The 21,078-nt window shown below is 68.7% G+C and carries 21 protein-coding genes; 13 read left to right on the top strand and 8 right to left on the bottom strand.

The window, feature by feature from the left end; genetic code table 11:
* On the bottom strand, positions 1–917 hold a 917-nt coding region (locus ABD256_RS38645), incomplete at its 3' end, for a sigma-70 family RNA polymerase sigma factor (RefSeq protein WP_344430369.1).
* A gap of 283 nt (positions 918–1,200) precedes the next feature.
* On the opposite strand from ABD256_RS38645, the gene ABD256_RS38640 reads away from it, so the two are divergent.
* The 5 genes from ABD256_RS38640 to purE are packed head-to-tail and all read left to right on the top strand — an operon-like array spanning position 1,201 to position 6,393.
* On the top strand, positions 1,201–2,019 hold the full coding sequence (locus tag ABD256_RS38640) for a GGDEF domain-containing protein (protein WP_344430367.1): 819 nt from the start codon (positions 1,201–1,203) through the stop codon (positions 2,017–2,019).
* Positions 2,020–2,065: 46 nt separating this feature from the next.
* Positions 2,066–3,460 carry a glycosyltransferase 87 family protein gene (locus ABD256_RS38635; RefSeq protein ID WP_344430365.1) on the top strand — a complete coding sequence of 465 codons (1,395 nt, stop codon included), beginning with the start codon at positions 2,066–2,068 and terminating at the stop codon, positions 3,458–3,460.
* Entirely contained in the window at positions 3,435–4,667 is a 1,233-nt protein-coding gene (locus ABD256_RS38630) for a glycosyltransferase 87 family protein (RefSeq protein ID WP_344430363.1), read from the top strand. The genes ABD256_RS38635 and ABD256_RS38630 overlap by 26 nt, the downstream gene beginning before the upstream one ends.
* A gap of 12 nt (positions 4,668–4,679) precedes the next feature.
* Positions 4,680–5,864, top strand: a complete 1,185-nt coding sequence (locus tag ABD256_RS38625; RefSeq protein WP_344430360.1) for a 5-(carboxyamino)imidazole ribonucleotide synthase — start codon at positions 4,680–4,682, stop codon at positions 5,862–5,864.
* A gap of 31 nt (positions 5,865–5,895) precedes the next feature.
* Positions 5,896–6,393, top strand: coding sequence for a 5-(carboxyamino)imidazole ribonucleotide mutase (gene purE / locus ABD256_RS38620; RefSeq protein WP_344430358.1), 498 nt, complete (start codon positions 5,896–5,898; stop codon positions 6,391–6,393).
* A 593-nt stretch (positions 6,394–6,986) separates the two neighbouring features.
* Here the strand turns inward: purE and ABD256_RS38615 are convergent.
* Positions 6,987–8,648: a class I adenylate-forming enzyme family protein gene (locus tag ABD256_RS38615; RefSeq protein WP_344430356.1), complete on the bottom strand. Its 1,662-nt coding sequence runs from the start codon at positions 8,646–8,648 to the stop codon at positions 6,987–6,989.
* Between the two features lie 92 nt (positions 8,649–8,740).
* On the opposite strand from ABD256_RS38615, the gene ABD256_RS38610 reads away from it, so the two are divergent.
* Positions 8,741–9,913: an acyl-CoA dehydrogenase family protein gene (locus ABD256_RS38610; RefSeq protein ID WP_344430354.1), complete on the top strand. Its 1,173-nt coding sequence runs from the start codon at positions 8,741–8,743 to the stop codon at positions 9,911–9,913.
* 319 nt (positions 9,914–10,232) lie between these two features.
* Here ABD256_RS38610 and ABD256_RS38605 read toward each other — a convergent pair whose 3' ends face one another.
* Positions 10,233–10,970, bottom strand: a complete 738-nt coding sequence (locus ABD256_RS38605; protein WP_344430352.1) for a DUF6414 family protein — start codon at positions 10,968–10,970, stop codon at positions 10,233–10,235.
* Positions 10,971–11,563: 593 nt separating this feature from the next.
* Here ABD256_RS38605 and ABD256_RS38600 point away from each other — a divergent pair.
* The 3 genes from ABD256_RS38600 to ABD256_RS38590 all read left to right on the top strand — a co-directional run bounded on the left by ABD256_RS38600 (position 11,564) and on the right by ABD256_RS38590 (position 15,058).
* Positions 11,564–12,610, top strand: coding sequence for a helix-turn-helix domain-containing protein (locus ABD256_RS38600; protein ID WP_344430351.1), 1,047 nt, complete (start codon positions 11,564–11,566; stop codon positions 12,608–12,610).
* Positions 12,611–12,622: 12 nt separating this feature from the next.
* Complete coding sequence (locus ABD256_RS38595) at positions 12,623–13,180, top strand: HD domain-containing protein (RefSeq protein ID WP_344430350.1); 558 nt, start codon at positions 12,623–12,625, stop codon at positions 13,178–13,180.
* Between the two features lie 345 nt (positions 13,181–13,525).
* Positions 13,526–15,058, top strand: a complete 1,533-nt coding sequence (locus tag ABD256_RS38590) for an MFS transporter (protein WP_344430349.1) — start codon at positions 13,526–13,528, stop codon at positions 15,056–15,058.
* Between the two features lie 9 nt (positions 15,059–15,067).
* Here the strand turns inward: ABD256_RS38590 and ABD256_RS38585 are convergent, their stop codons facing one another.
* Complete coding sequence (locus ABD256_RS38585) at positions 15,068–15,472, bottom strand: PASTA domain-containing protein (RefSeq protein ID WP_344430348.1); 405 nt, start codon at positions 15,470–15,472, stop codon at positions 15,068–15,070.
* Between the two features lie 92 nt (positions 15,473–15,564).
* On the bottom strand, positions 15,565–16,002 hold the full coding sequence (locus tag ABD256_RS38580) for a hypothetical protein (RefSeq protein WP_344430346.1): 438 nt from the start codon (positions 16,000–16,002) through the stop codon (positions 15,565–15,567).
* Between the two features lie 150 nt (positions 16,003–16,152).
* Here ABD256_RS38580 and ABD256_RS38575 point away from each other — a divergent pair, with 150 nt between their 5' ends.
* Together ABD256_RS38575 and ABD256_RS38570 are read left to right on the top strand one after the other, a co-directional pair.
* Positions 16,153–16,899: a class I SAM-dependent methyltransferase gene (locus ABD256_RS38575; protein WP_344430344.1), complete on the top strand. Its 747-nt coding sequence runs from the start codon at positions 16,153–16,155 to the stop codon at positions 16,897–16,899.
* 182 nt (positions 16,900–17,081) lie between these two features.
* Positions 17,082–17,591, top strand: a complete 510-nt coding sequence (locus tag ABD256_RS38570; protein WP_344430342.1) for a hypothetical protein — start codon at positions 17,082–17,084, stop codon at positions 17,589–17,591.
* Here ABD256_RS38570 and ABD256_RS38565 read toward each other — a convergent pair.
* Positions 17,560–17,868, bottom strand: a complete 309-nt coding sequence (locus tag ABD256_RS38565) for a hypothetical protein (RefSeq protein WP_344430340.1) — start codon at positions 17,866–17,868, stop codon at positions 17,560–17,562. The two genes, ABD256_RS38570 and ABD256_RS38565, sit on opposite strands and share 32 nt — an antisense overlap.
* A gap of 38 nt (positions 17,869–17,906) precedes the next feature.
* On the opposite strand from ABD256_RS38565, the gene ABD256_RS38560 reads away from it, so the two are divergent.
* Positions 17,907–18,458 carry a TetR/AcrR family transcriptional regulator gene (locus ABD256_RS38560; RefSeq protein WP_344430338.1) on the top strand — a complete coding sequence of 184 codons (552 nt, stop codon included), beginning with the start codon at positions 17,907–17,909 and terminating at the stop codon, positions 18,456–18,458.
* Between the two features lie 121 nt (positions 18,459–18,579).
* A complete protein-coding gene (locus tag ABD256_RS38555; protein ID WP_344430336.1) occupies positions 18,580–19,014 on the top strand; it encodes a DoxX family protein in 435 nt (144 codons plus the stop codon).
* Here the strand turns inward: ABD256_RS38555 and ABD256_RS38550 are convergent.
* Positions 19,011–19,697: a TIGR03089 family protein gene (locus ABD256_RS38550; RefSeq protein ID WP_344430334.1), complete on the bottom strand. Its 687-nt coding sequence runs from the start codon at positions 19,695–19,697 to the stop codon at positions 19,011–19,013. The two genes, ABD256_RS38555 and ABD256_RS38550, sit on opposite strands and share 4 nt — an antisense overlap.
* Positions 19,698–19,707: 10 nt before the next feature.
* Entirely contained in the window at positions 19,708–21,003 is a 1,296-nt protein-coding gene (locus ABD256_RS38545; RefSeq protein WP_425546592.1) for an LCP family protein, read from the bottom strand.
* Between the last annotated feature and the right edge of the window lie 75 nt (positions 21,004–21,078).

Genomic DNA, 21,078 nt, shown 5'->3' with positions numbered 1-21,078 from the left:
ATCCCGCCGCCACCGCCGCCACCGCCCGCGGCACCGGCGGCGCCCGCGGTGCCGACGGCACCGGCCGCCGCGCCCGCGGTCGCCGCGCTCGCCTTGGCCGCGCCCGCGGCCGCGAGGTAGCCGAGCACCCCGCCGCCGAGCACGATCGGGGCGATGATCAGGCGCAGCGCGCCGTTGACGTCGGCCAGTTCGGCGGCCAGCGCGCGGCACCGGTCGCATTCGTCGAGATGCGTCTCGACCTGGGCGCGCTCCCGTTTGGACAGCCCGTCGCGGGTCCACGCGCCGAGCCGGTCGGCGGTCGCGCGGCAGCGCTCCGCCGAGGTCTCGGCCAGGTGCACCTGCAGATACGCCTGGCGCAGCCCTTCACGGGCGCGGTAGGCGAGCGCCGAGACGCCGTTCGCGGTCAGCCCGAGCAGCGGCGCGACCTCGGCCGGTGACTGCCGTTCGATCTCGGTGTGCCACAGCACGGCCTGCCAGCGCTCCGGCAGCCGTGCGAACGCCTTCGCCGCCATCGTCCGCTCGAGCCCGGCGACCGCGGTGTCCGAGAACGGCACGGTCAGCGCTTCGCCGGCGGTGCCGCCCGTCCTGGACAGGTCCGACATGTCCTCGTTGAGGTCGATCTTGCGGTCCTTGCGCGTCTTGTCGTACGCGGTGTGCCGCAGCGCGGTGAGCAGGTAGGCGCGGAACGCGCTGTCCGGGCCCTTGCCGGCGCGCAGCGTGTCGAGCACCTTCGCGAAGGCGTCGGACACCAGGTCGTCGGCCTCGGCGGTGGACCTCGAAAGCTGGCGGGCGAGGTTGTACGCGGCCGTGACGTGTCGCTCGTACAGGGTCCCGTAGGCGGCGATGGCGCCGGCTCGCACGGACGCGATGAGCTCGGCGTCGCTCTGGCCGGTCGGGTCGGCGGGAACGCTGGACACGGGTCTCCTCTGTCTGGCAGGTGCGCGCGGCGTCTCCCTCGCCGCACATACCTTTGACTTCGCGCGAGCAACAGTGTGACGGACGATGAGTGTGACGTCACGTCACGGGTACTGCGATGACCCGGAGGGCGCAACAGGTTCACCCGCCTTCGTTCACCGAGTTGCCGAAACCCCGTCACGATCAACTAGGAGTGCCGTCCCTACCCCGGAAGCGTTCGGTGGAGGAAGGGATGGGGCCTTGTCGTCGTCGGGGTCGTCGGGCTCTACTGAGTCTTCGTCGGATATGCCCGTCGTCGGTGCGCCGCGGCACCCGGAGCAGCAGGAGCGGGATCGCGAACTGCGCTCGCTCCGGGCGCGCTGGCGCACCGCGAGCCTGTCGTCCGGCTGGCGCTTCCCCAGTGACTGGGGACTGCCCGAGGTCGACGCGGTGTGCGCGGCGGTGCTGAAGGGGGCTTCGGCCGAGGTGTCACTGGCCGGGCTGGCCAGGGCGAGGGCGGCCAGCGGCGCCGGGCTCGCCGAAACGCTGGCGGATCTCGCGGCGCTGCACGCGGTGCTGTCGAACGAGGGCAGCTTCGTGGTACCGGACGTGGACGCCACCCCGTCGAGGTTGCTCAGGGTGACCGCGGTGGCGTGGGCGGACGTGGCGATGGACCGGCTTTCCACCGTCGAGGTCATCGATCCGCTGACCGGCTTGCCGACGGCCGCCTACCTGCGGACCCGGCTCGGCGAGATCTACCGCCAGGCCGAGCGGGACGGCGTCGGCGCCAACGAGGGGCACCTGCTGCTCGCGGTCGCCGTCGACCTGTCCGGCGTCACCGGCTGGCAGCGCCTGACCAGCATGATCCTGGCCGCGGAGGCGTTGCGCGCGGTGTTCGACGGCGGCGAGAGCGTCGCCTGCATCGGGCCGTCGTCGGTCGCCGTGCTGGTGCCGAAGGACGGCCGGATCTCGGCGCGCGCGGTGCTGCTGAGGCGCGAGCTGAACGAGCGGCTGGCGGTCGACGCACAGCTCGCCGAGGTCGGTCAGCCCCGGATCAAGGTCATCCGGCTGCCCTCGACCCATGACGCCGCGTGCGAACTCGTCAACGACCTCGGCCGGGGTTGACCGGACCCTTGCACACGGGTGGCGCGTCCCGTGATTTCCTAGTCAGGTGAGCCGGTCCGTCCCCACCTCCGTCAACGACACCGAAGACGGTGAACCCGCCGCGCGGAGCGCGCCGCACCGCCTCGCGTTGCGCGTGTCGCTTTCGCGGCTGTCCGTGCGGCCGCGGTCGGTGCTGCTGCTGGCCGCGGTGCCGCTGCTGGCCATCGTCGCCGGCGTCGTCGCGTGGCTGCTGGACTGGCGGCTCGGGGTGGACAGCGCGGTGTACCGCGCCGGCGCGCTCACCCTGCTGCACGGCGACCCGCTCTACGACTCGAACACGCTCGCCACCGAACCGTGGTGGGCGCTGCTGCCGTTCACCTACCCGCCGTCGGCCGCGTTGTTCTTCGTGCCGATGGCGCTCGTGCCGATCCAGGTCGCGTGGGGCATCCTCACCGCCGTTTCGGTGCTGGCGATGGCGCTCGTGGTGCGGATCGCGATCGGCTCGCTGCCGCCGCCGAAGGACGGCGGCGCCCGCTGGTGGGCCTCGCCCGCCCGCGCGACGCTGGTCTTCTCGGTGGTGTTCCTCGGCCTGGAGCCGGTGTGGCGGACGATCTTCCTCGGCCAGATCAACCTGATCCTGATGGCCATGGTCGTGCTCGACGTGCTGGTCATCACCACGCGCGGCTCGCGGTGGGGCGGGGTGCTGGTCGGCATCGCCTCGGCGGTGAAGCTGACCCCGCTGCCGTTCATCGCGCACCTGCTGTTCACCGGCAAGGTCAAGGACGCCTTCCGCGCGCTGGGCACCTTCGTCGCCTTCCAGGGCCTGATGTTCGCGATCATCCCCGAGCAGACGCTGCGCTTCTGGACGCAGACGCTGAAGGACACCGGCCGGATCGGGCCGCTGCACTGGGCGGGCAACCAGTCGCTCAACGGCATGCTCACCCGCATCACCGATCTCGCGCCGTGGGCGTCGACGGCCGCGATCGGCCTCGCGCTCGTGCTCGCGGTACCCGCGATCTGGCTGATGCTGCGCTTCCACCGCAAGGGCCAGGCGCTCGCCGCGCTGCTGGTGACCGCGTTCTGGGTGCTGCTCGCGTCGCCGGTTTCCTGGTCGCACCACTGGGTGTGGGCGGTGCCGCTGATCGTGCTGCTGATCTCGCGGCTGCCGCAGACCACCCCGGCGACAGCGTGGCGGCGGTGGATCGGCGCGATCGCGGTGATCGCCGTGTTCGTCAGCTGCGTGCTGCTCGCCATGCCGAACGGCCGCAACATCGAGCTGCACTGGGTGTTCTGGCAGAACGTGCTCGGCAACGCCTACCTGCTGATGCCGCTCGTGCTCGCCGCCGTGCTCACCGCGCGCTGGATCGTCCTGCGCGGGCGCCGCGCGGCCGTGCCAACGAGAGCATCCGGGCCTCCTGGGCCACCGTCGGACGAGCATGTCGACGCGACCCCGGCGACCTGACCGCCGCGCCTGGTCGCTGGCGGCGGGCGCGCTGGTCGTCCTCGCGTTCGCGGGCGGGCTCGTCGTCTGGTTCACCGGTGCCCACCTCGGCGCGGACAGCGGCGTCTACCGCGCGGGCGCGCTGACCTTCCTGCGCGGCGAAGAGCTGTACAGCGCGCAGCGCCTGCCGACGCTGCCTTCGTGGGTGGCGCTGCCGTTCACCTACTCGCCGGCCGCGGCGCTGCTCTTCGTGCCCCTCGCGCTCATTCCCGAAGGGCTGACCTGGGGTTTCCTCGCCGCCGTCTCGGTGCTCTCCCTCGCCGTCGTGGTGCGCGTGTGCGCCCGGTCGGTGCGGGACTCCCGGCTCGCCTCGGTACCGGTGCTGATCGGCGTCACGGTGCTCGCGCTCGGCTTCGAACCGGTGTGGAAGACGATCCAGCTCGGCCAGATCAACCTGGTCCTGCTGGCGGTCGTCGTGCTGGACGTGCTGGTGGTTTCCGCGCGCGGTTCGCGGTGGGGCGGGGCGCTGATCGGCGTCGCGGCCGCGGTCAAGCTGACCCCGCTGATCTTCGTGCCGCACCTGTTCCTCACCGGGCGCTGGCGCGACGGCGTGCGCGCGCTCGCGACGTTCGCCGCGCTGCAGGGCGTGATGTTCGCGCTGATGCCGGGCGACGCCGCGCGCTACTGGACGGTCGCCGCGTTCGACCCGCACCGCATCGGCGGCGTCCAGTGGATCTTCAACCAGTCGCTCAACGGCGCGGTGACCAGGGCGTCGGCCGAAGCGCCCTGGTCGCAAACGCTTGCGCTGGCGATCGCCGCGGTGCTCGCGATCCCGGCGGCCTGGCTCGTCCGGCGCCTCGCCCGGCGCGGTGAGGCGCTCGCCGCGCTGGCGGTCACCGCGTTCCTCGGGCTGGTCGCGTCGCCGGTTTCGTGGTCGCACCACTGGGTGTGGTCGGTGCCGCTGGTGGTACTGCTGCTGGCGAAGGGCCGCGTGTGGCAGGGCGCGCTCGTGGCGGTGTTCTACCTCAGCGCGCTGATCATGTTCGTCCCGAACGGCGGGGACACCGAGTTCCACTGGAACCCCGGGCTCGCGGTGCTCGGCAACGCCTACGTGGTCACCGCGGTCGTGGGCCTGCTCGCCGCCGTGGCCGTCGAGCTGCGGCGCGACCGTGTGACGGAGCCCGCGCTCGCGCCACACCCGCAGGGCGACACCGCGGCCTCCGGCTAGTCTGCTCGCGCTATGGATACTCGAACCGGTCTCCCCGTGGTGGGCATGGTTGGCGGCGGCCAGCTGGCCAGGATGACGCACCAGTCCGCGATCGCGTTAGGACAGTCGCTGCGCGTGCTGGCCGCAGGCGAAAACGACTCCGCCGGGCTCGTCGCCGGTGAAGTGGTCTACGGCCACCACACCGATCTCGACGCGCTGCGCTCCTTCGCCAAGCACGTCGACGTGCTGACCTTCGACCACGAGCACGTGCCGGGCGAGCACCTGCGCGCGCTCGTCGCCGACGGGGTCGTGGTGCGCCCCGGCCCGGAGGCGCTGCTGCACGCGCAGGACAAGCTCGTGATGCGCGGGCGCCTGTCCGAGCTGGGTTTCCCCGGACCGCCGTTCGCCGAGGTCACTTCCCCGGACGACGTGCTGAAGTTCGGCGAGGAGCACGGCTGGCCCGTGGTGCTCAAGGCCGCGCGCGGTGGGTACGACGGCCGCGGCGTGTGGATGCTCGACGCCGCCGAACAGGCGCGCGAACTCGTCGGCGAACTGATCGCCGCGGGCACCCCGCTGCTCGTCGAGACGAAGGTCGCGATGCGGCGCGAGCTTTCCGCGCTGGTGGCGCGCTCGCCGTTCGGGCAGGGCGCCGCGTGGCCGGTGGTGGAAACCGTGCAGCGCGACGGCATCAACACCGAGGTCCTCGCGCCCGCGCCCGGCCTGTCCGCGGATCTCATGCACGAGGCGCAGGACCTCGCCCTGCGCGCGGCGGCGGAACTCGGCGTCGTCGGCGTGCTGGCCGTCGAGCTGTTCGAGACCGAGGACGGGCTCGTGGTCAACGAGCTCGCGATGCGCCCGCACAACTCGGGGCACTGGACCATGGACGGCGCGCGGACCTCCCAGTTCGAGCAGCACCTTCGCGCGGTGCTCGACTACCCGCTCGGCGCGACCGACCTGATGGCGCCGGTGTGCGTGATGGCGAACGTGCTCGGCGCGCCCGCCACCCCGGACATGAGTCCCGACGAGCGCCTGCACCACCTGTTCGCCCGCTACCCGGAAGCGCGCGTGCACCTCTACGGCAAGGGCGAGCGCCCCGGCCGCAAGCTCGGGCACGTCAACTTCACCGGCAGCGGTGTCGAACGGCTGCGCGAGCGCGCGACGCTCGCGGCGCACTGGCTCTCGCACGCCGAATGGCGCGACGGGCACGAAATCCACTGAATCCGCTTTGGACTGTCTGGAAAGGACGGCGATGTCGCCGAAGGTTGGCCTGATCATGGGCAGCGACTCCGACTGGCCGGTGCTGGAAGCCGCGGCGAAGGCGCTCGACGAGTTCGAGGTGCCCTACGAGGTCGGCGTGTACTCGGCGCACCGCACGCCGCAGCGCATGCTGGACTACGCGACGTCCGCGGCGGAGCGGGGCCTTTCGGTGATCATCGCGGGCGCGGGCGGCGCGGCGCACCTGCCCGGCATGGTGGCCTCGGCGACGGTGCTGCCGGTGATCGGCGTGCCGGTGCCGCTGAAGTACCTGGACGGCATGGACTCGCTGCTGTCGATCGTGCAGATGCCCGCCGGCGTGCCCGTCGCGACCGTCTCCGTCGGCGGCGCGCGCAACGCCGGGCTGCTCGCGGTGCGGATCCTCGCCGCGGCCGACGAATCCCTGCGCACCGAGATGGCCCGGTTCCAGTCCGATCTCGCGCAGCTCGTACTGGACAAGGACGCCGCACTCCGGGCACGGGTGACCGAGTAGCGCTTTTCCGTGCCCTGAAGGTCGCCTTCGGGGAATCTGACGCCGCGAAGGGCACCTTCAGGGCACGCGGTGGGCCGGGAGGCGAGGAAGTGCGCCAGCGGGCCGCTTCGCAGGTCCCTGATGGCCACCATGACGGCACTGGACGCCCGAAACTCGGCCTTCACGACAGCGCCCCGACAGCGCCCCGACAGCAGGGCCTGGGGGACGGCACTTTCGCGGGCGGGGCCGCATCATGCCTGTCCGGCGGCCATCTCGGATGCCGTCATCGTGGGTTTCACGGCACCTGGTGCCCTCATGGGGCCATCAGGGGCATCGATTCGCGAGTAGCCCGCCGGGCGAAGAGCGCGGTGGGTCCCTGAAGGTCGCCTTCGGGGAATCTGACGCCGCGATCTCTCCCCTCGCGGCGGTCAGGATCGCGAGGAATATGCCCTGAAGGTCGCCTTCGGGGACATAGACGCCGTGAAGGCGACCTTCAGGGCATGCGGCGGGCCGGGGAGACGAGGCAGGTGCCGTCATGGGGGCCATCAGGGGACATCCGCTCGCGAACACGCCGCCCGCGAAGGAAATGACAGCCTCCGCATGGTGGCGAGCCGTCAGAGCTGGTCCCGCAGGGTCCGCTTCAGGATCTTGCCCGCGGCGGAGACCGGGATCTGGTCGACGAACCGCAGCTCGCGAAGTCGCTTGTACGGCACCAGCTTCTCGTTCACCTCGGCCATCAGCCCCGCCTCGGTGATCTCGTCGTGGCCGGGCGCGCGCACGACGAACGCCACCGCCAGCTCGCCGAACTCCGCGCTCGGCCGCCCGATCACCGCGGCGCCGCGGACCTCCGGCCTGCCGATCAGCAGTTCCTCCAGCTCGCGCGGATAGACGTTGTACCCCTTGTAGATCAGCATGTCCTTGATTCTGTCCACAATGGACAACATGCCGTCGGTGTCGAGCACGCCGACGTCGCCGGTGTGCAGCCAGCCGTCCCGCAGCGCGTTGGCTGTCTCTTGTGGACGGTTGAGGTACCCGGTCATCACCTGCGGCCCGCGGACGCACACTTCGCCGCGTTCACCGGCGGGCACCGGATCACCGTGCTCGTCCGCGATCTTCACCTCGGTGTCGAACAGCGGCACGCCGACCGAGCCGACCTTGCGGAGCCCGGAGCGGAACACCGGCCCCGACACCGCGCCCATGGTGACCTCGGTCAGCCCGTAGCCCTCGGCGATCACCGCGTCCGGGCAGCGCCTCGCCAGCGTGCTGATCACGTCGTGCGCCAGCGGCGCGGCGCCGCTGGTGATCGCCCGCACCGAGGACAGGTCGCGCGAGGGCCACGAAGGGTCGGCGATCAGCGCCGCGAACAGCGCGGGCGCGCCACCGATCGACGTCACGCGAAGCCGTTCGCACGCGGCGAGGTAGCCACCGGGGTCGAGCCGGTCGTGGAGGACGACCGTGGTTCCGGTGAGCAGCGGGATGTTCAGCGCGCCGATCGTGCCCATCGCGTGGAACCACGGCGTCAGGTTGATCGCGGTCCCGGTGCCCAGCCGGACCGGCCACTCCTCCGCGCTGCCGACCTGGTCGAGCACCACGTCGCCGCGCTCGTCCTTCGAGGGCAGCGAGCCGGTCTGGCAGCAGGCGAACTGCAGCGCGTTCACCACCACGTTCCGGTGCGGCAGGCAGACGCCCTTCGACCGGCCGGTGGTGCCGCCGGTGTAGGCGAGGTGCGCCAGCGTGGTGTGCGGGTCGAACTCGGCACCCGGCGCGGTGTCGGGTGCTTCGGCGTGGAACGCGGCGAACTCGAAGTGCCCGGGAAGGGGCGTTCCGTCCGGATCGGACATCACCACCAGCTCGACGCGGGTGCGGTCGAGCCGGGCGGCGATCGCGTCCGCGGCCCGTGCCGACGCGATCGCGGCGACCGCTCCGCAGTCGGCGAGCTGCGCGGCGAGGTCGTCGGCGGGGAGCAGCGGGTTGACCGGGCTGAACGTCGCGCCCGCCAGGAGCGTGCCGAAGTAGGCGACCGGGTAGGCGAGGCAGTTCGGCATCGCCACCGCGACCACGTCGCCGTGCCCGGCGCCGTGCGCGGCGAGCGCGTTCGCGAACCGGTGCGCGGCACGGTCCAGCTCGCTGAAGGTGAGGTGGCGGGTGCCGTGGCCGAAGGCCACGCGGTCGCGGAAGCGGTGCGCGGCGCCGGCCAGTATCGAGCCGACCGCCACTTCCGGGTAGTCGAGGGTGGTGGGAAAACCGGTCGGCCACGAGCGATCAGTGATCGGCATCACTGCACGGTACGAAGAATGCGGCCGACGACACAAGCACCGTCTGGTAAACGAGCGCTAACATCGCGGGAAGCCCTGTACTGCGATGAGAGGTGACAAAGGTGTCGGACGGTCCCGGTCTTTACCAGCTTGCCGAGGAGCACGAGGAGCTGCGGGCCGCCGTGCGCGCGCTGGCGGAGAAGGAGATCGCTCCCTTCGCCGCCGAGGTCGACGAGCAGGAGCGGTACCCGGCCGAAGCGCGCGACGCGCTGGTCAAGGCCGGTTTCCACGCGGTGCACATCCCCGAGGAGTACGAGGGCCAGGGCGCGGACGCGATCGCGGCGTGCGTGGTGATCGAAGAGGTCGCCCGCGTCGACGCCTCGGCGTCGCTGATCCCCGCGGTGAACAAGCTGGGCACCCAGCCGATCCTGCTGTCCGCTTCGGACCAGGTCAAGAAGCTCGTGCTGCCGTCCATCGCGTCGGGTGAGGCGTCGGCGTCGTACGCGCTCTCGGAGCGGGAGGCCGGTTCGGACACCGCGTCGATGCGCACGCGGGCCCGCCTCGAAGGCGACTCGTGGGTGCTGAACGGCACCAAGGCGTGGATCACGAACGCGGGCGAGTCCACTTGGTACACGGTGATGGCCGTCACCGACCCGGAGGCGGAGAAGAAGGCGAACGGCATCTCCGCGTTCGCCGTGCACAAGGACGACCCCGGCTTCTCGGTGGGCCCGAAGGAACGCAAGCTCGGCATCAAGGGCTCGCCGACGCGCGAGATCTACTTCGAGAACTGCGAGATCCCCGCCGACCGGATCATCGGCGACCCCGGCACCGGCCTGAAGACCGCGCTGCGCACGCTGGACCACACGCGCCCCACCATCGGCGCGCAGGCACTGGGCATCGCACAGGGCGCGCTCGACGCCGCGATCGCCTACGTGAAGGAGCGCAAGCAGTTCGGGAAGTCCATCGGCGACTTCCAGGGCGTGCAGTTCATGCTCGCCGACATGGGCACCAAGATCGAAGCGGCGCGGCACCTCGTCTACGCCTCCGCCGCCGCGACCGAACGCGGCGACAAGCGCGCGGGCTTCATGGCCTCGGCCGCGAAGTCGTACGCCTCGGACATCGCGATGTCCGTGACCACCGACGCCGTGCAGCTCTTCGGCGGCGCGGGCTACACGCGCGACTTCCCGGTCGAACGCATGATGCGCGACGCGAAGATCACCCAAATCTACGAAGGCACCAACCAGATCCAGCGCATGGTGATGGCACGGGCCCTGCTCAAGGGCTGATCCATTTCGACCGTCGTTCGAGCGGTTCTGACTGCCTATGATTAGCCTGCTTCCCAGGCAGTCGTCGGAGCCAGACCGCCCGAGTGTGGTCGGTGCCGCTTGGTGCGCCTACTCGTGACTTGACAGCCCAGTTGCTACTGGATTAGGCGATATATTGCCATGGGGATTACGGTTAATCCAGGATGTTGCGGAACATTCAAAAAACCTGCCTGACCCATTTCTGAGAGCATCTGCGCTATTCCTTTTATAAAGTCTGCTCGCCTGAACTTAGAGTTTTCTGTAACGTTCTGAAGATCCTCAAGTGTTTCGTTGGCGGTTTTTATCGTCGAATTGACGTCTGAAGTCGCCTGCTCGCAGTCATTTGACCACTGCTTTGAGAGCTAAAAGAGAGCAGATTCAGTCCTGGGGGCAGCACTCCTCGTGTTGTTCTTATGATAGCTCGAAGGAAGTCTGCGCTGTAGCCTAAATTCGGAATAAAATCATGGATAGTACGCTCGTGTTCACTGCCCCTGTCTTCTGGTGGAGATGAGTCCAAAAAGTTCAGATTCGTAATTTCTTTAACCGTTTCATTGTCGCCGGATTCCTCAAGCGCTGCCTTTACGAGTTCATAGCTGAACCACTGGTATCCGTTTATTGCGGTCGACAAGTTGACGAGAGAGTTGCCAAGGTAGTTGCTATCAAATAGGTAGCCGGGTGCGGTGAGTCGTACAATCGAGCCCTCCGGGCACCTGTTGTAGATGGTTTCGTAGGTATCGATTTCCTGGTTTGCGAACTCATCGCTGATGTCTCGCATGTGCGTTGCTTCGAGACTGCTTTCAAGATCAGGAAAAAGGCTGTCAAGCATTGACCTTTGCGTGATGGATTCGCTTCCGGTGTCCGAGTTGAAAGAGAGAAACTTTTCCCAGCCTAGTGCTAGCTTCTTGCTGGAGCGTCGAGAGAAGCTGCGACCTTCTTCTACGCCCTGGTCAAGTTGACCTGCAATAGACTTGACTCTATCCACGTCTAGATATAGGTAGTCGCGAAGAGTCATTTGGGGTATTGATTCGTCTGTGGTCATGATCGAAAATCGCGGCAGAGATCGCCCCTGTTACATGTTGGAAAATAGTAACCATGTTCACGCTTTTGTTAGGCGTCATTTTCTGTGTATATGATGGGCGAGTATGCCTGGCGGTGGCACGTTTCACTTGGCGGCTGTCTCGTCAAATTCTTCGTCGCACGCGTGGCAGTCGTAGATGTGTGGTGACTTGGCTGTCCGATGGACCTTCCACAGGAAGCCGCACAGCATGCGGATCGTGACGCCGTCAGGCGGGTTCGGATCGCCCGCGACTCGATGCCTAACGCCCCCTACGATCGGCCGGAGTGGACCGTCGGGCTCGCTAGGCGCCGTTACTCGTCGTCCTCGACCGGGCCAGTGCCATCGAGGTCCTCGACGTTTCCGTCCATGTCCCGTCGCCAGCTCATGGTCGCCGCCTTCCTGCGCACTGTCACGCTCTGTATCCATGTGACAGCACGCTAGAATCGCAGCGCTGGCGAAAGAACTCACTGGTGGTCCGAGTAGAGGGCCCTGACGAGAGGCCGCTGATGGCCGAGCGTGGTGGAACCCCGACTGCTGGTCGGGGTAGTCGCTGTTCGGGCATCGTGTCGGGGTTCGTGTTGAAGTTGGCCCGGCAGGCCGCTGGTGCTACGCAGGAGTCATTCGCGGCGTCATTGGGTGTGGACGCGACCACCGTGCAGAGTTGGGAGTCGGGGCGTCGTCCGCTGACGGCGGTGCGCACGACAGACCTGCTTCGCCTGCGAATGCAACTCGCCCGAGCAGGTGCTCCGGCCGACACCGCGCGCTACCTCTTCGACGCTCTGGACGCGGACATGGTGCTCTCCGCCGCCATTGAGGGAGGCGATGTATGGCAGCGAGAGGAGTTGCACCCGCTATCGGCGACCGTGCACCGTCGGACGCTGATGAACTTGGTTACGTGGCCGGTTACTGGCCAGCTACCGGTGCAACTGGCTGGCCTGGCGCCGAAACGCCCGCATCGGGGACCTACTCCTGTTTCGCCTTATCTGTCCGATGAGGAACAGACGCGCCTCTTCGACCATCTGTTCACGGTTTCGCTACGTGCTACACAGCCCTCGGAGTCGCTACTGCGTCGGCAAGCCATCTACTTGCTCAGCTTCGATCGCCGACGGGACACCTCCGCATGGTTGCGTGGCGAATGGAGTCGCGCGACTAGGGGCAGGTCGTCCGACGACCTTTCGGGGCTGCTTGGTGTTCGTTCGGCGGCTGTGACGCGGGCGTCGATCGGTGATACCGACACTCTGCACGACTTCGTCGCCTCATTGGACTCCGAACGTGCCGCGACAGCGAACCTGAACTACTGGGCGCATTGGCTCGGTGAGTTGCCCTCGGAACAGGCCAGCGACGACTTCATGGTGACCGTCGACCCGCGTTCGTGGGCTGGCTTGCACCTGGCAGCGCATCTGACCGGTCGACTCGATCCCGCATCGCCTCACCTCGTGTTGAACTTGCACAGTTTGCACGCGTTGATAGCGCTCCGGCCAGGTCTGCTTACCGACTGGCCCCTGCTACGAACACGGCTGGCCGCTGCGGTCGAGCGACTGCACGGGTACGACAGTCTTGGTAAGCCCATGCATGATGAACTGGCTGGACTGGCCTATGCTGTCCGGCTCGCTAATCGATAAGGAGAGCGCAAAATGGAGGATCCGGCTGCTATCGCGGCGTTCGGGTACGAGTTGGGCATACTGAAGCGCATCCGGCGAGCTGGGTGGTGGCAGGCCGGGGTGCGTGACCCGGAGTCGGTAGCCGAGCATTCGATGCGCGTGGCGCAGTTGGCTGGTCTGCTCGCCGCTGAGGAAGGTGCCAATCCCGAGCGTGCGGCGTTCCTCGCGTTGTGGCACGACACGCAGGAGACTCGCACCGGTGACCTGCCGCACACGGTCAAGGGCTACTTGACCAAGCCCGATCCGCGGCAGATCACCCACGATCAGACCGGGCAGCTCCCGAGCACGGCCCGTGACAGCGTGCGCAACGCGGTCGACGAGTACGAGTCGAACGAAACGCTTGAGGCTCGCTGCGCGAAGGACGCCGACAAGCTCGAGATGTTGTTGCAAGCTGTCGAATACCGTGAGGTCGGTGTTCAGCGTGTGCAGGGATGGATCGACAGTGCGCTGAAGGGTGTCGTGACCGAAACGGGCCGACGTATCGCCGAGGCAGCTATTAACTTGTCGCCGTTGGCCTGGCGCGATCGCTGAACAGAGACGGGCGCCCAACTTACTGACGCTCGGCTACCTCATAACGCCCTGTGTTCGTCGCGCGCTACGGGCCAGCAACTCAGGAGCAGTCGTGCAGCGTGCAGTAAGAGGAATAGCTGCTGCTCGACGAGCTGCGGCTGCTGACGTGTCCTATTTGGACGGCTATCACGATCGCGCAGATGGCCGTGAGGATGGAGAACCCGACCGCGATCACGGCGAGTACGAACAGGTGTTTTCGCGCGGCCGGCTGCTGGATCGGCTTCCGCGGATTCGGCTATCCACTGGGTCGACCGGGTCTCGACCGACGGGCTGCCGACGTCTCGTGATTCCACGAAATCGTGCATCATGCGCTCGGTGCTGCCGTTAACTCTTCAGGTTAAACTTGACAGTTTGGACTGCAGAGTTCATCGTGGTGGGCATGGATGGGACTACGGAGCGGCTGGGCGGGTGTTGACGGCACTGACGGCGTTGCGCAAGTTCACGAGCACGTCGTCGAGCCGGGAGCGGACCGGATTCGATCGGGGGCTCTTGCCGCCGATGATGCTCGGGGCGGTTCTCAACCCGGTGAACTCGTCGATCCTCTCGGTGTCGCTGGTGCCGATCGGGGTCGCGTTCGGGGCGCCGCCGTCGCAGACGGCGTGGCTGGTGTCCGCGCTGTACCTGGCCACCGCGATCGGGCAGCCGGTGGTGGGGCGGCTGGTCGACCTCTACGGGGCACGGCCGCTGTACCTCGTCGGCGCGGGGCTCACCGGGATCGCCGGTGTGCTGGGCATGCTGGCGCCCAACCTCGGCGTGCTGATCGCCGCCAGGGTGGTGCTCGGCTTCGGTACGTGCGCGGGATATCCGGCCGCGATGGCGTTGATCCGCGGGGAGGCGCGGCGCACCGGGCGGGACAGCCCGGCCGGTGTGCTGACGGCGCTCGCGGTGGCCACGCAGACGATCGCGGTGATCGGCCCTCCGCTCGGCGGCCTGCTGATCGGCCTCGGCGGCTGGCGCACCACGCTGGCGGTCAACATCCCGCTCTCGCTGGCCTGCCTCGCCCTCGGTGCGTGGCGGCTGCCGCGCACCGAACGTCGCGAGGGGAGGGCAGCGCTGGACTTCCCCGGTATGGCCGCCTTCGCGGTGATGCTGGTGTCGCTGCTGCTGTTCCTGATGAACCCGCGCGCCGACGGCTGGTACCTGCCCGTGCTCACCGTCGTGTCGGCGGCCGGGCTGGTGCTGTGGGAACGACGCGTCGCGGATCCGTTCCTCGACGTGCGGGTGCTGGCGGGAAACCTGCCGCTGCTGGCCACCTACGGCCGCGCGCTGCTCGCCTTCACCGCCTCCTACGTCTTCGTCTACGGGTACACCCAGTGGATGCAGCAGGGGCGTGGCCTGTCCGCTTCGACGGCGGGGTTGCTGCAGCTTCCGGTGTTCGCCACCGCCGTCGTCGTTTCGATCACGACCGGGCGGCGCGAGCAACCCCGCGGGAAGCTGCTCGCCGGTGCCGTGAGCGTGATAGTCGCTTGTGGACTGATGCTGACGCTGCACGGGAGCAGTCCGATCTGGCTGCTGGTGCTGATCGCGCTCGTCTTCGGTATCCCGCAGGGACTGAACAACCTCGCGCTCCAGAACTCGGTGTACCGCCAGGCGGATCCGGAGCGCATCGCGTCCTCGTCGGGGCTGCTGCGGACCTTCGGCTATCTCGGCGCGATCATCGCTTCGGCCGCGCAGGGCGCCTTCTTCACCCACCGCGCCGACACCGCCGGGCTGCACGGCCTGACCTGGTTCATGCTCGCGATCGGCGTGCTGCTCTTCGCGCTCACCGTCGCGGACCGCTCGCTTGGCCGGAACGCCGAACGCGGCCCCGCGGCCGAAGCAGATGACGCGGACCGGTGATGGATCGCGCTACCTGTCGGTGTACTTGATCGCGGTCAGGGTGACCACGGTGTCGGTCGGCGCTACGGTGCCCGCGGCCGGTGACTGTCCTGTTTGGACCCAGTTCGCGTCGACGAGCAGCATCCTGCCCTTGCCGCTGCCGTCGACCTCGCGGAGGGTGTAGAACCCGGCCGCCTGCATGGTGTCCTGCGCCTTCTGGTGGCTCATGCCGGAGACGTCGGGGATCTTTCCCGTTTTCGCCGCGGCGGCGGACTTGGACTGGGCAGGGGCCGCACTGGTCGCGGCCGGGGCCGCGGAGGTCGTGGCCGTGGTGGGCTCGGGTGATCGCTGTCCCGGTGCGCCGCAGGCGGCGGCTCCCGCGACGGCGAGCGCGGCGGCGAATCCGAAAAAGATCTCGGTCTTGTGCTCGGGCATGAAAATGATCCTCCTGAATCGCGGTCGACTGTTTGGTCGTTTCCAGGAGGTCCGGTGTTAGCCCGCGAGGCAGAACGGTGCCCCGGTGCCGCTCACCCGATATTGATGGTGAACCCGCCGCCGAACGCTTCGGATTCGCTCTTCCAGATCACGCCGCGGTTGTCGTTGCCGACGTGCACCCCGTACTGCTTCTCCCCGCGCCGCGCGTGGGTGAACGTGAACGAATACTTTCGCTCGCCGGTGGATTCGGTGGTGACGGTGCCCAGCACCAGTTGGGTTATCGCCAGCACCTCGTTCTTTTCGTTGTAGAGGATCACCTGCGCGCCGTCCCGGATATCGCCGTACCCCGAGCACGATGTGACGCAATTGATCTTCATCGTGCCGGTGATCTTCCCGTTCTCCGGCGGGGGTTCGGGGGACAAGGTGACGACAAGGGCGACGGTCACGGCGGCCGCGACGACCAAGGCGCCGACCAGCCACGGCCAGCGTCTTCGCCTGCGCGTGACCGCTGGTGGGGGCGTGCTGGTCATGGCTGCTCCTTCGTGCGGTGGTGTTCCGGTTTCCTGCGAGTCGTGGCGCCCGGGGGAGGTGTTACTCAGGACTCCCACGATCTGGTCAAGGTGTTCCGGATGATGAGAGAGTGTCGTAGAGTCGGAGTACGACGACACGGGGTGATGGCGATGGAGCTGCTCGAATGGGACGCGCGCGCCTATGACGCGCTTCCCTTGCCGCACAAGCGATGGGGGCCCGCCACCGTCGCGAGGCTGGCCCTGACCGGCCGCGAGGCGGTACTCGATCTCGGATGCGGCACCGGCCGCGACGCCGAGCAGTTGCTGGAGCGGCTGCCGGACGGCCGGGTGGTCGCGGTCGACGGATCCCAGCAGATGCTCGAACGCCTCGCTGAGCGCCTCGCGGACCGGCTCGACCGGGTCGAGGTCGTGCGTGCCGACCTCCGCGACCCGCTGCCGCTGGACGCACCCGTCGATGCCGTGGTCAGCGTCGCGACCCTGCACTGGATCCCCGACCACGCACGGCTCTTCGAAAACGTCGCCTCGGTGCTGCGTCCCGGCGGGCAGTTCGTCGCCGAGGCCGGAGGTTTCGGGAACATAACGGCGATCCGCGCCGCACTCACCGCGATCGGCGCGGACGAGGGCGCCGGGATCTGGAACTTCGCCGGGGTCGCGGAAACGCGGACCCGCCTCGAAGCGGCGGGTTTCCGGGAGATCGAGGTCGAGCTGGTGCCCGATCCGGCCCGGCTGGCGGCCGGCGAGCAGTTCGAAGCGTTCTTGGCGACCGTGGTGCTCGCCGCGCACCTCCGCGGCCTCCCTGCCGCCGAGCGGCGCCCATTCGTCCACGCCGTGGTGGAACGCCTTCCCGGTCCGGTCGTCGACTACGTCCGGCTCCGGATCAGCGCGGTGCGCCGGTGAAATCCACAGTGGACTACCGAGAGTTGGCTCGGGGCAACGAGTTCGAATACGGAGAGTTCGGTTGAACGGTTGAGAGGACGCGTTCCGGTCGATCTTGACAGCGCTCAGTAGCCATTTCCCCGGCGGATCCTGCCCGCTTGACCCCTGACCCGGGGCCGGTCCCGCACGGCATGATCGAAGGTATGGCCTACAGCTTGCAGGCGCTCATTGCCGCTGATCGCGATGTGTTCGACGAGGCCGCCCGTTCGATCGCCGGGCTGGCCGTCGTCCCGCTCCGGCACGGGTTCGCGATGGTCCCGCTGACCGGCAGGCTGAGAACGGCGCTCGGGCCGTGTTCCTACCGCTCGTACGAAGAAATCTTCGACGGACTGACCTCGACGGTGGCCGAGTTCGCGGCCGGGGTCTCCCGTGCCGGCCCGGTCGCCTACTGCGAGGCCGAGTTCTTCGGCGGTGACGGCGGGCAGGCTTCCATCGTGTGGCGGGGCGGCGCGGTCGAATTCGGCCCGGTGCACGTCGCCGTGGACGACGACGGCGGGTGCCCGCCGGTCGGGGAGTGGGCGATCAACCTCGCGCTCGCGCGGCTCGGCGGCATCACCTGGACCGATCCCGACCACTTCCAGGTGGTCGGGCTCAACGGGCACCGCGCGACCGAGGCCTGGGTCAACGGCCGAGTGGGGCGCGGCGGGCGATGAGCCCGCGGGGGCTGATCCGCCAGCCGTGCTGGCCGCGGACCACGGTGTCCTGGTAGGTCACGCTGTCGCAGGTGCCGTTCGCCATGACGCCGATTCCCTTGGCGTGCGCGAAAACGCTGCCGTCCCGCTCGGTGACGACGACGTCGGTGACGTGGTGGGCGACCGGAGTGCGTTCGCCGAGCGCCAGCGGGCGATCAGCTCCGTGCTGCGCAAGTGGTCTTCGAGGGGCATCGCAGCTCCAGAGGCTAAGTGGGGAGTTCCCCGGTATGCTGGCCACGGTACCGGGGAACTCCCCAGTTGAGCGAGGGGCGGCAAATGCGAGCGGATGCGGCGAAGAACGTCGAAGCGGTGGTGTCGGCGGCCAGGGAGCTGTTCGGCGAGCGGGGGCCGGACGCCCCGCTCGACGACGTGGCCAAGCGCGCCGGGATCGGCAACGCCACGCTCTACCGGCACTTCCCGGCGCGCGGCGATCTGCTCGTCGCCGTCTACGCGGACGAAGTGGCCGCGCTCAACCGCCAGGGTGCCGCGCTCGTGAAGGACGTCACGGCCGTCGACGCGCTCTTCGACTGGCTGGACCACTTCGTCGTGCACGTCGCGACGAAGCGCGCGCTCGCCGTGGCGATCACCGAAGATCCCGCAGAACGTCGCACGGCGTTGTTCGAGCAGTGGCACGATTCGATGCGATCGACGGCGGAGGAACTGTTCGTCCGCGCCCGTGACACCGGTGTGGTCCGGCCGGACCTGACCGCCGCCGACGTGCTGGCACTGGTGAGCGCGGCCGCCGTCGCGAGCGCGGACGCCGGCGACGCCCGCCGGTTGCTGCGGGTCCTGTGGCACGGTTTCACCGGCACGGGCACCGGTATTTAACGAGGTCGTAGCGTTCCTGTCGGTAACCTGTCGATCGCGCTCGGGAGCGGGGCCCGAACCCGGTTTTCCCTTACCGTGGTCCCGGTAAGTTGAACTTTCACTTATTTCCGGGAGCTAATCGATGTACGCACGGGTTCGAGACGTGACCCTCCTGCTCGCACGCATCGGAGTCGCCGTGGTGTTCATCGCGCACGGCCTCCAGAAGTGGGACAACGGGCTGGACGCCACGTCGGCGATGTTCGCCAAAACCGGGCTGCCGCTGCCGACGGCCGCCGCCCTCTTCGCGATGACCGTGGAAATCCTCGGTTCGGTCGCCTTCATCGCCGGGTTCCTGCTGCCGCTGGTCGGCATCGGCTACGCGGTGGTCGGGATCGGCGCGCTCCTCTCGGTGCACGTCGACAACGGCCTGACCGGGCAGGGCGGCTACGAACTGGTGCTGGTGCTCGCGCTCACCGGGCTGGCGCTCGGGTTCAACGGCGGCCGGATCTCGCTCGACCACTTGCTCTTCTGGCGCAAGCGCGAGCGGCCGAAGCTCGGCGAGCCGGTGCCCGCCTAGAGTTCGACCGTGGTCCGCTCGGCCTTCCGATGCGCGTCCAGCCTGGCCGCCGACGTCACCTGCACCAGGTGCGCGCCGGCGGCCAGCGGCGTCAGCAGCCCTGCCAGCACCCCCTCCGGCACCATCCAGTCCAGTGTGGACAGAACGCGGTCCTCGCGCGACAGTGCCGATTCGCGCGCCGCGGCCAGCACTTCGTCCACTGTGGATCCTTGAAGTGCCGGTGTGTCACCGGGAATCGGGAGCAGCGGGCTGAAGTCGTCGCCCGCCAGCCGTGCTTCGTTCAGGTAGTCGAGCGAGCCGTCGGCCGGCGGGGTGCCGAGACCCCGGCCGAGCGGGTCCAGCGCGACGATCGCCGTCGCCTGCGCGCCGGTGGGGCTGGTGCCCGGTGCGACGAACGCGATCCGCGCGTCGGCCGAGGCGCTCACCACGTTCGCGCCGCACCACCAGGCGCCGAGCAGCACGCCCGCGGTCTGCCAGTGCGGCGGCAGGGCGACCACGACGTCGTCACCAGGCTCGACGTCGACCTCGTCGACCAGCCAGTTCGCGGTCTTCGCCGCCCAGTTCGCGGTCGTCGCGACGGACAGTTCGATCCGGCTGCCCGCGGCGTCGTCGTAGTGCGTGATCAGCGGGCGCGCGGCCGAGGAACGCAGCAGCGGGCGAAGCAGGTGCTCGGTGAGGCTCACCCCTGCCACGCTAGTAGACGCAGGTGACTCCCGGCGGCGCGGTCACCCCGGCGACGGGGCGCGCGGGCGCGGGGCCGCCGCCCGGCGCGCCACCACCGCCCGTCGGAGGCTGCACCGGTGGCGCGGGAGCCCGCCCGACCAGGCTCGCCACGTACTGCTGCACGGTCGGCGGGTCGATCTGCACGATGCTCTGCGTCCCGTCCGGGCTGCGGCCGTTGATCGTGACCACCGGGATGGTCTTGAAACCGACGTCGCCCGAGGCGATCCCCTTCGCCTGCTCGGCGAACTTCAGGATGTCGAGATCGGGGTCGAGCACGATCGACCGATGAACCGCGTCGGTGAGCTGGCCCAGTTTCGTCGGGCTGGTCAGCGTGCCCGCGGAGAGCACCTGGTGCAGCGCGGAGGACAGGAACGCCTGCTGCCGCACGATCCGGTCGAGGTCGCCGTGCGGCAGGTTCTTGCGCTGCCGCACGAAGGAGAGCGCCTCCCCGCCGGACACGGTCTGCACGCCCGCCTTGAAGTTCGCGCCGGAGTCCTTGTCCTCGGTCGCCTGCTTCAGGCACACCTGCACGCCGCCGAGGGCCTCGGTGAGCAGGTAGAACCCGAGCAGGCTCACCTCGGCGTAGTGGTCGACCCTGATCTGGGTGAAGTCCTGCACCGTCTTGATCAGTGCCCTGCGGCCCTCCTGGTCGGAGTCCCGCTCGATCTTCGCCTGGTCGGTCTCGCCGGTGTTGCGCAGCTTCGCCGCCGCTTCGGTCTTCGCGGTGCCGAACGCGGAGTTGATCTTCGCCTCGCCGCCGCCCGGCACGGTGACCCAGGAGTCGCGCGGGATCGAGATGCCGGACGGCTTGCCACCGTCTTTCGGCAGCCGCAGCACGATGATCGTGTCGGTGTTGATCCCGGCCTTTTCCTCGGTGCGCAAGGATTTCAGCATCGACGGCGGCAACGGGTTGCCCTGCATGTCCGACCGCGAGTCGGTGCCGACGAGCAGGATGTCCGTCGCGCCGTCGTCGGCGGGCGGGGAGCCGGTGTCCTCGCCGGTGCCCAGCGCGTCCGTGGTGTGGACGTTGCTCTTGAGGTTGTCGTAGGTCAGGTAGGCGATGCCGGTCGCCGTGAACGCGATCACGGACAGTAGTGCCACGAACGTTCGTCGCGTGATCTTCGCCCCCGTGTGCCTGCGGGGCAGCGGCACCGGGTCGCCGAACGGATCCGCCGACGCGTCGGCTGGCTCGGTGCGCGGATGCGGTGACGGGAGCCACCGCTCCTCCGCCCGCTCGCCGCCGTCGTCGCCCGAACCCTCAGCCACGCGTGTTCGCTCCCCGTCTGTTCCCTGTTGACCCACCGTAGAGCCTATGCGGTGGGTTAATGGCCCGCACTGGTG

Origin of the sequence: Amycolatopsis minnesotensis (assembly GCF_039529815.1) — a bacterium.
Taxonomy (GTDB): Bacteria; Actinomycetota; Actinomycetes; order Mycobacteriales; family Pseudonocardiaceae; genus Amycolatopsis; species Amycolatopsis minnesotensis.
Note: the sequence above shows the minus strand (reverse complement) of the source record. Positions and strands in the feature narration are given on the sequence as shown.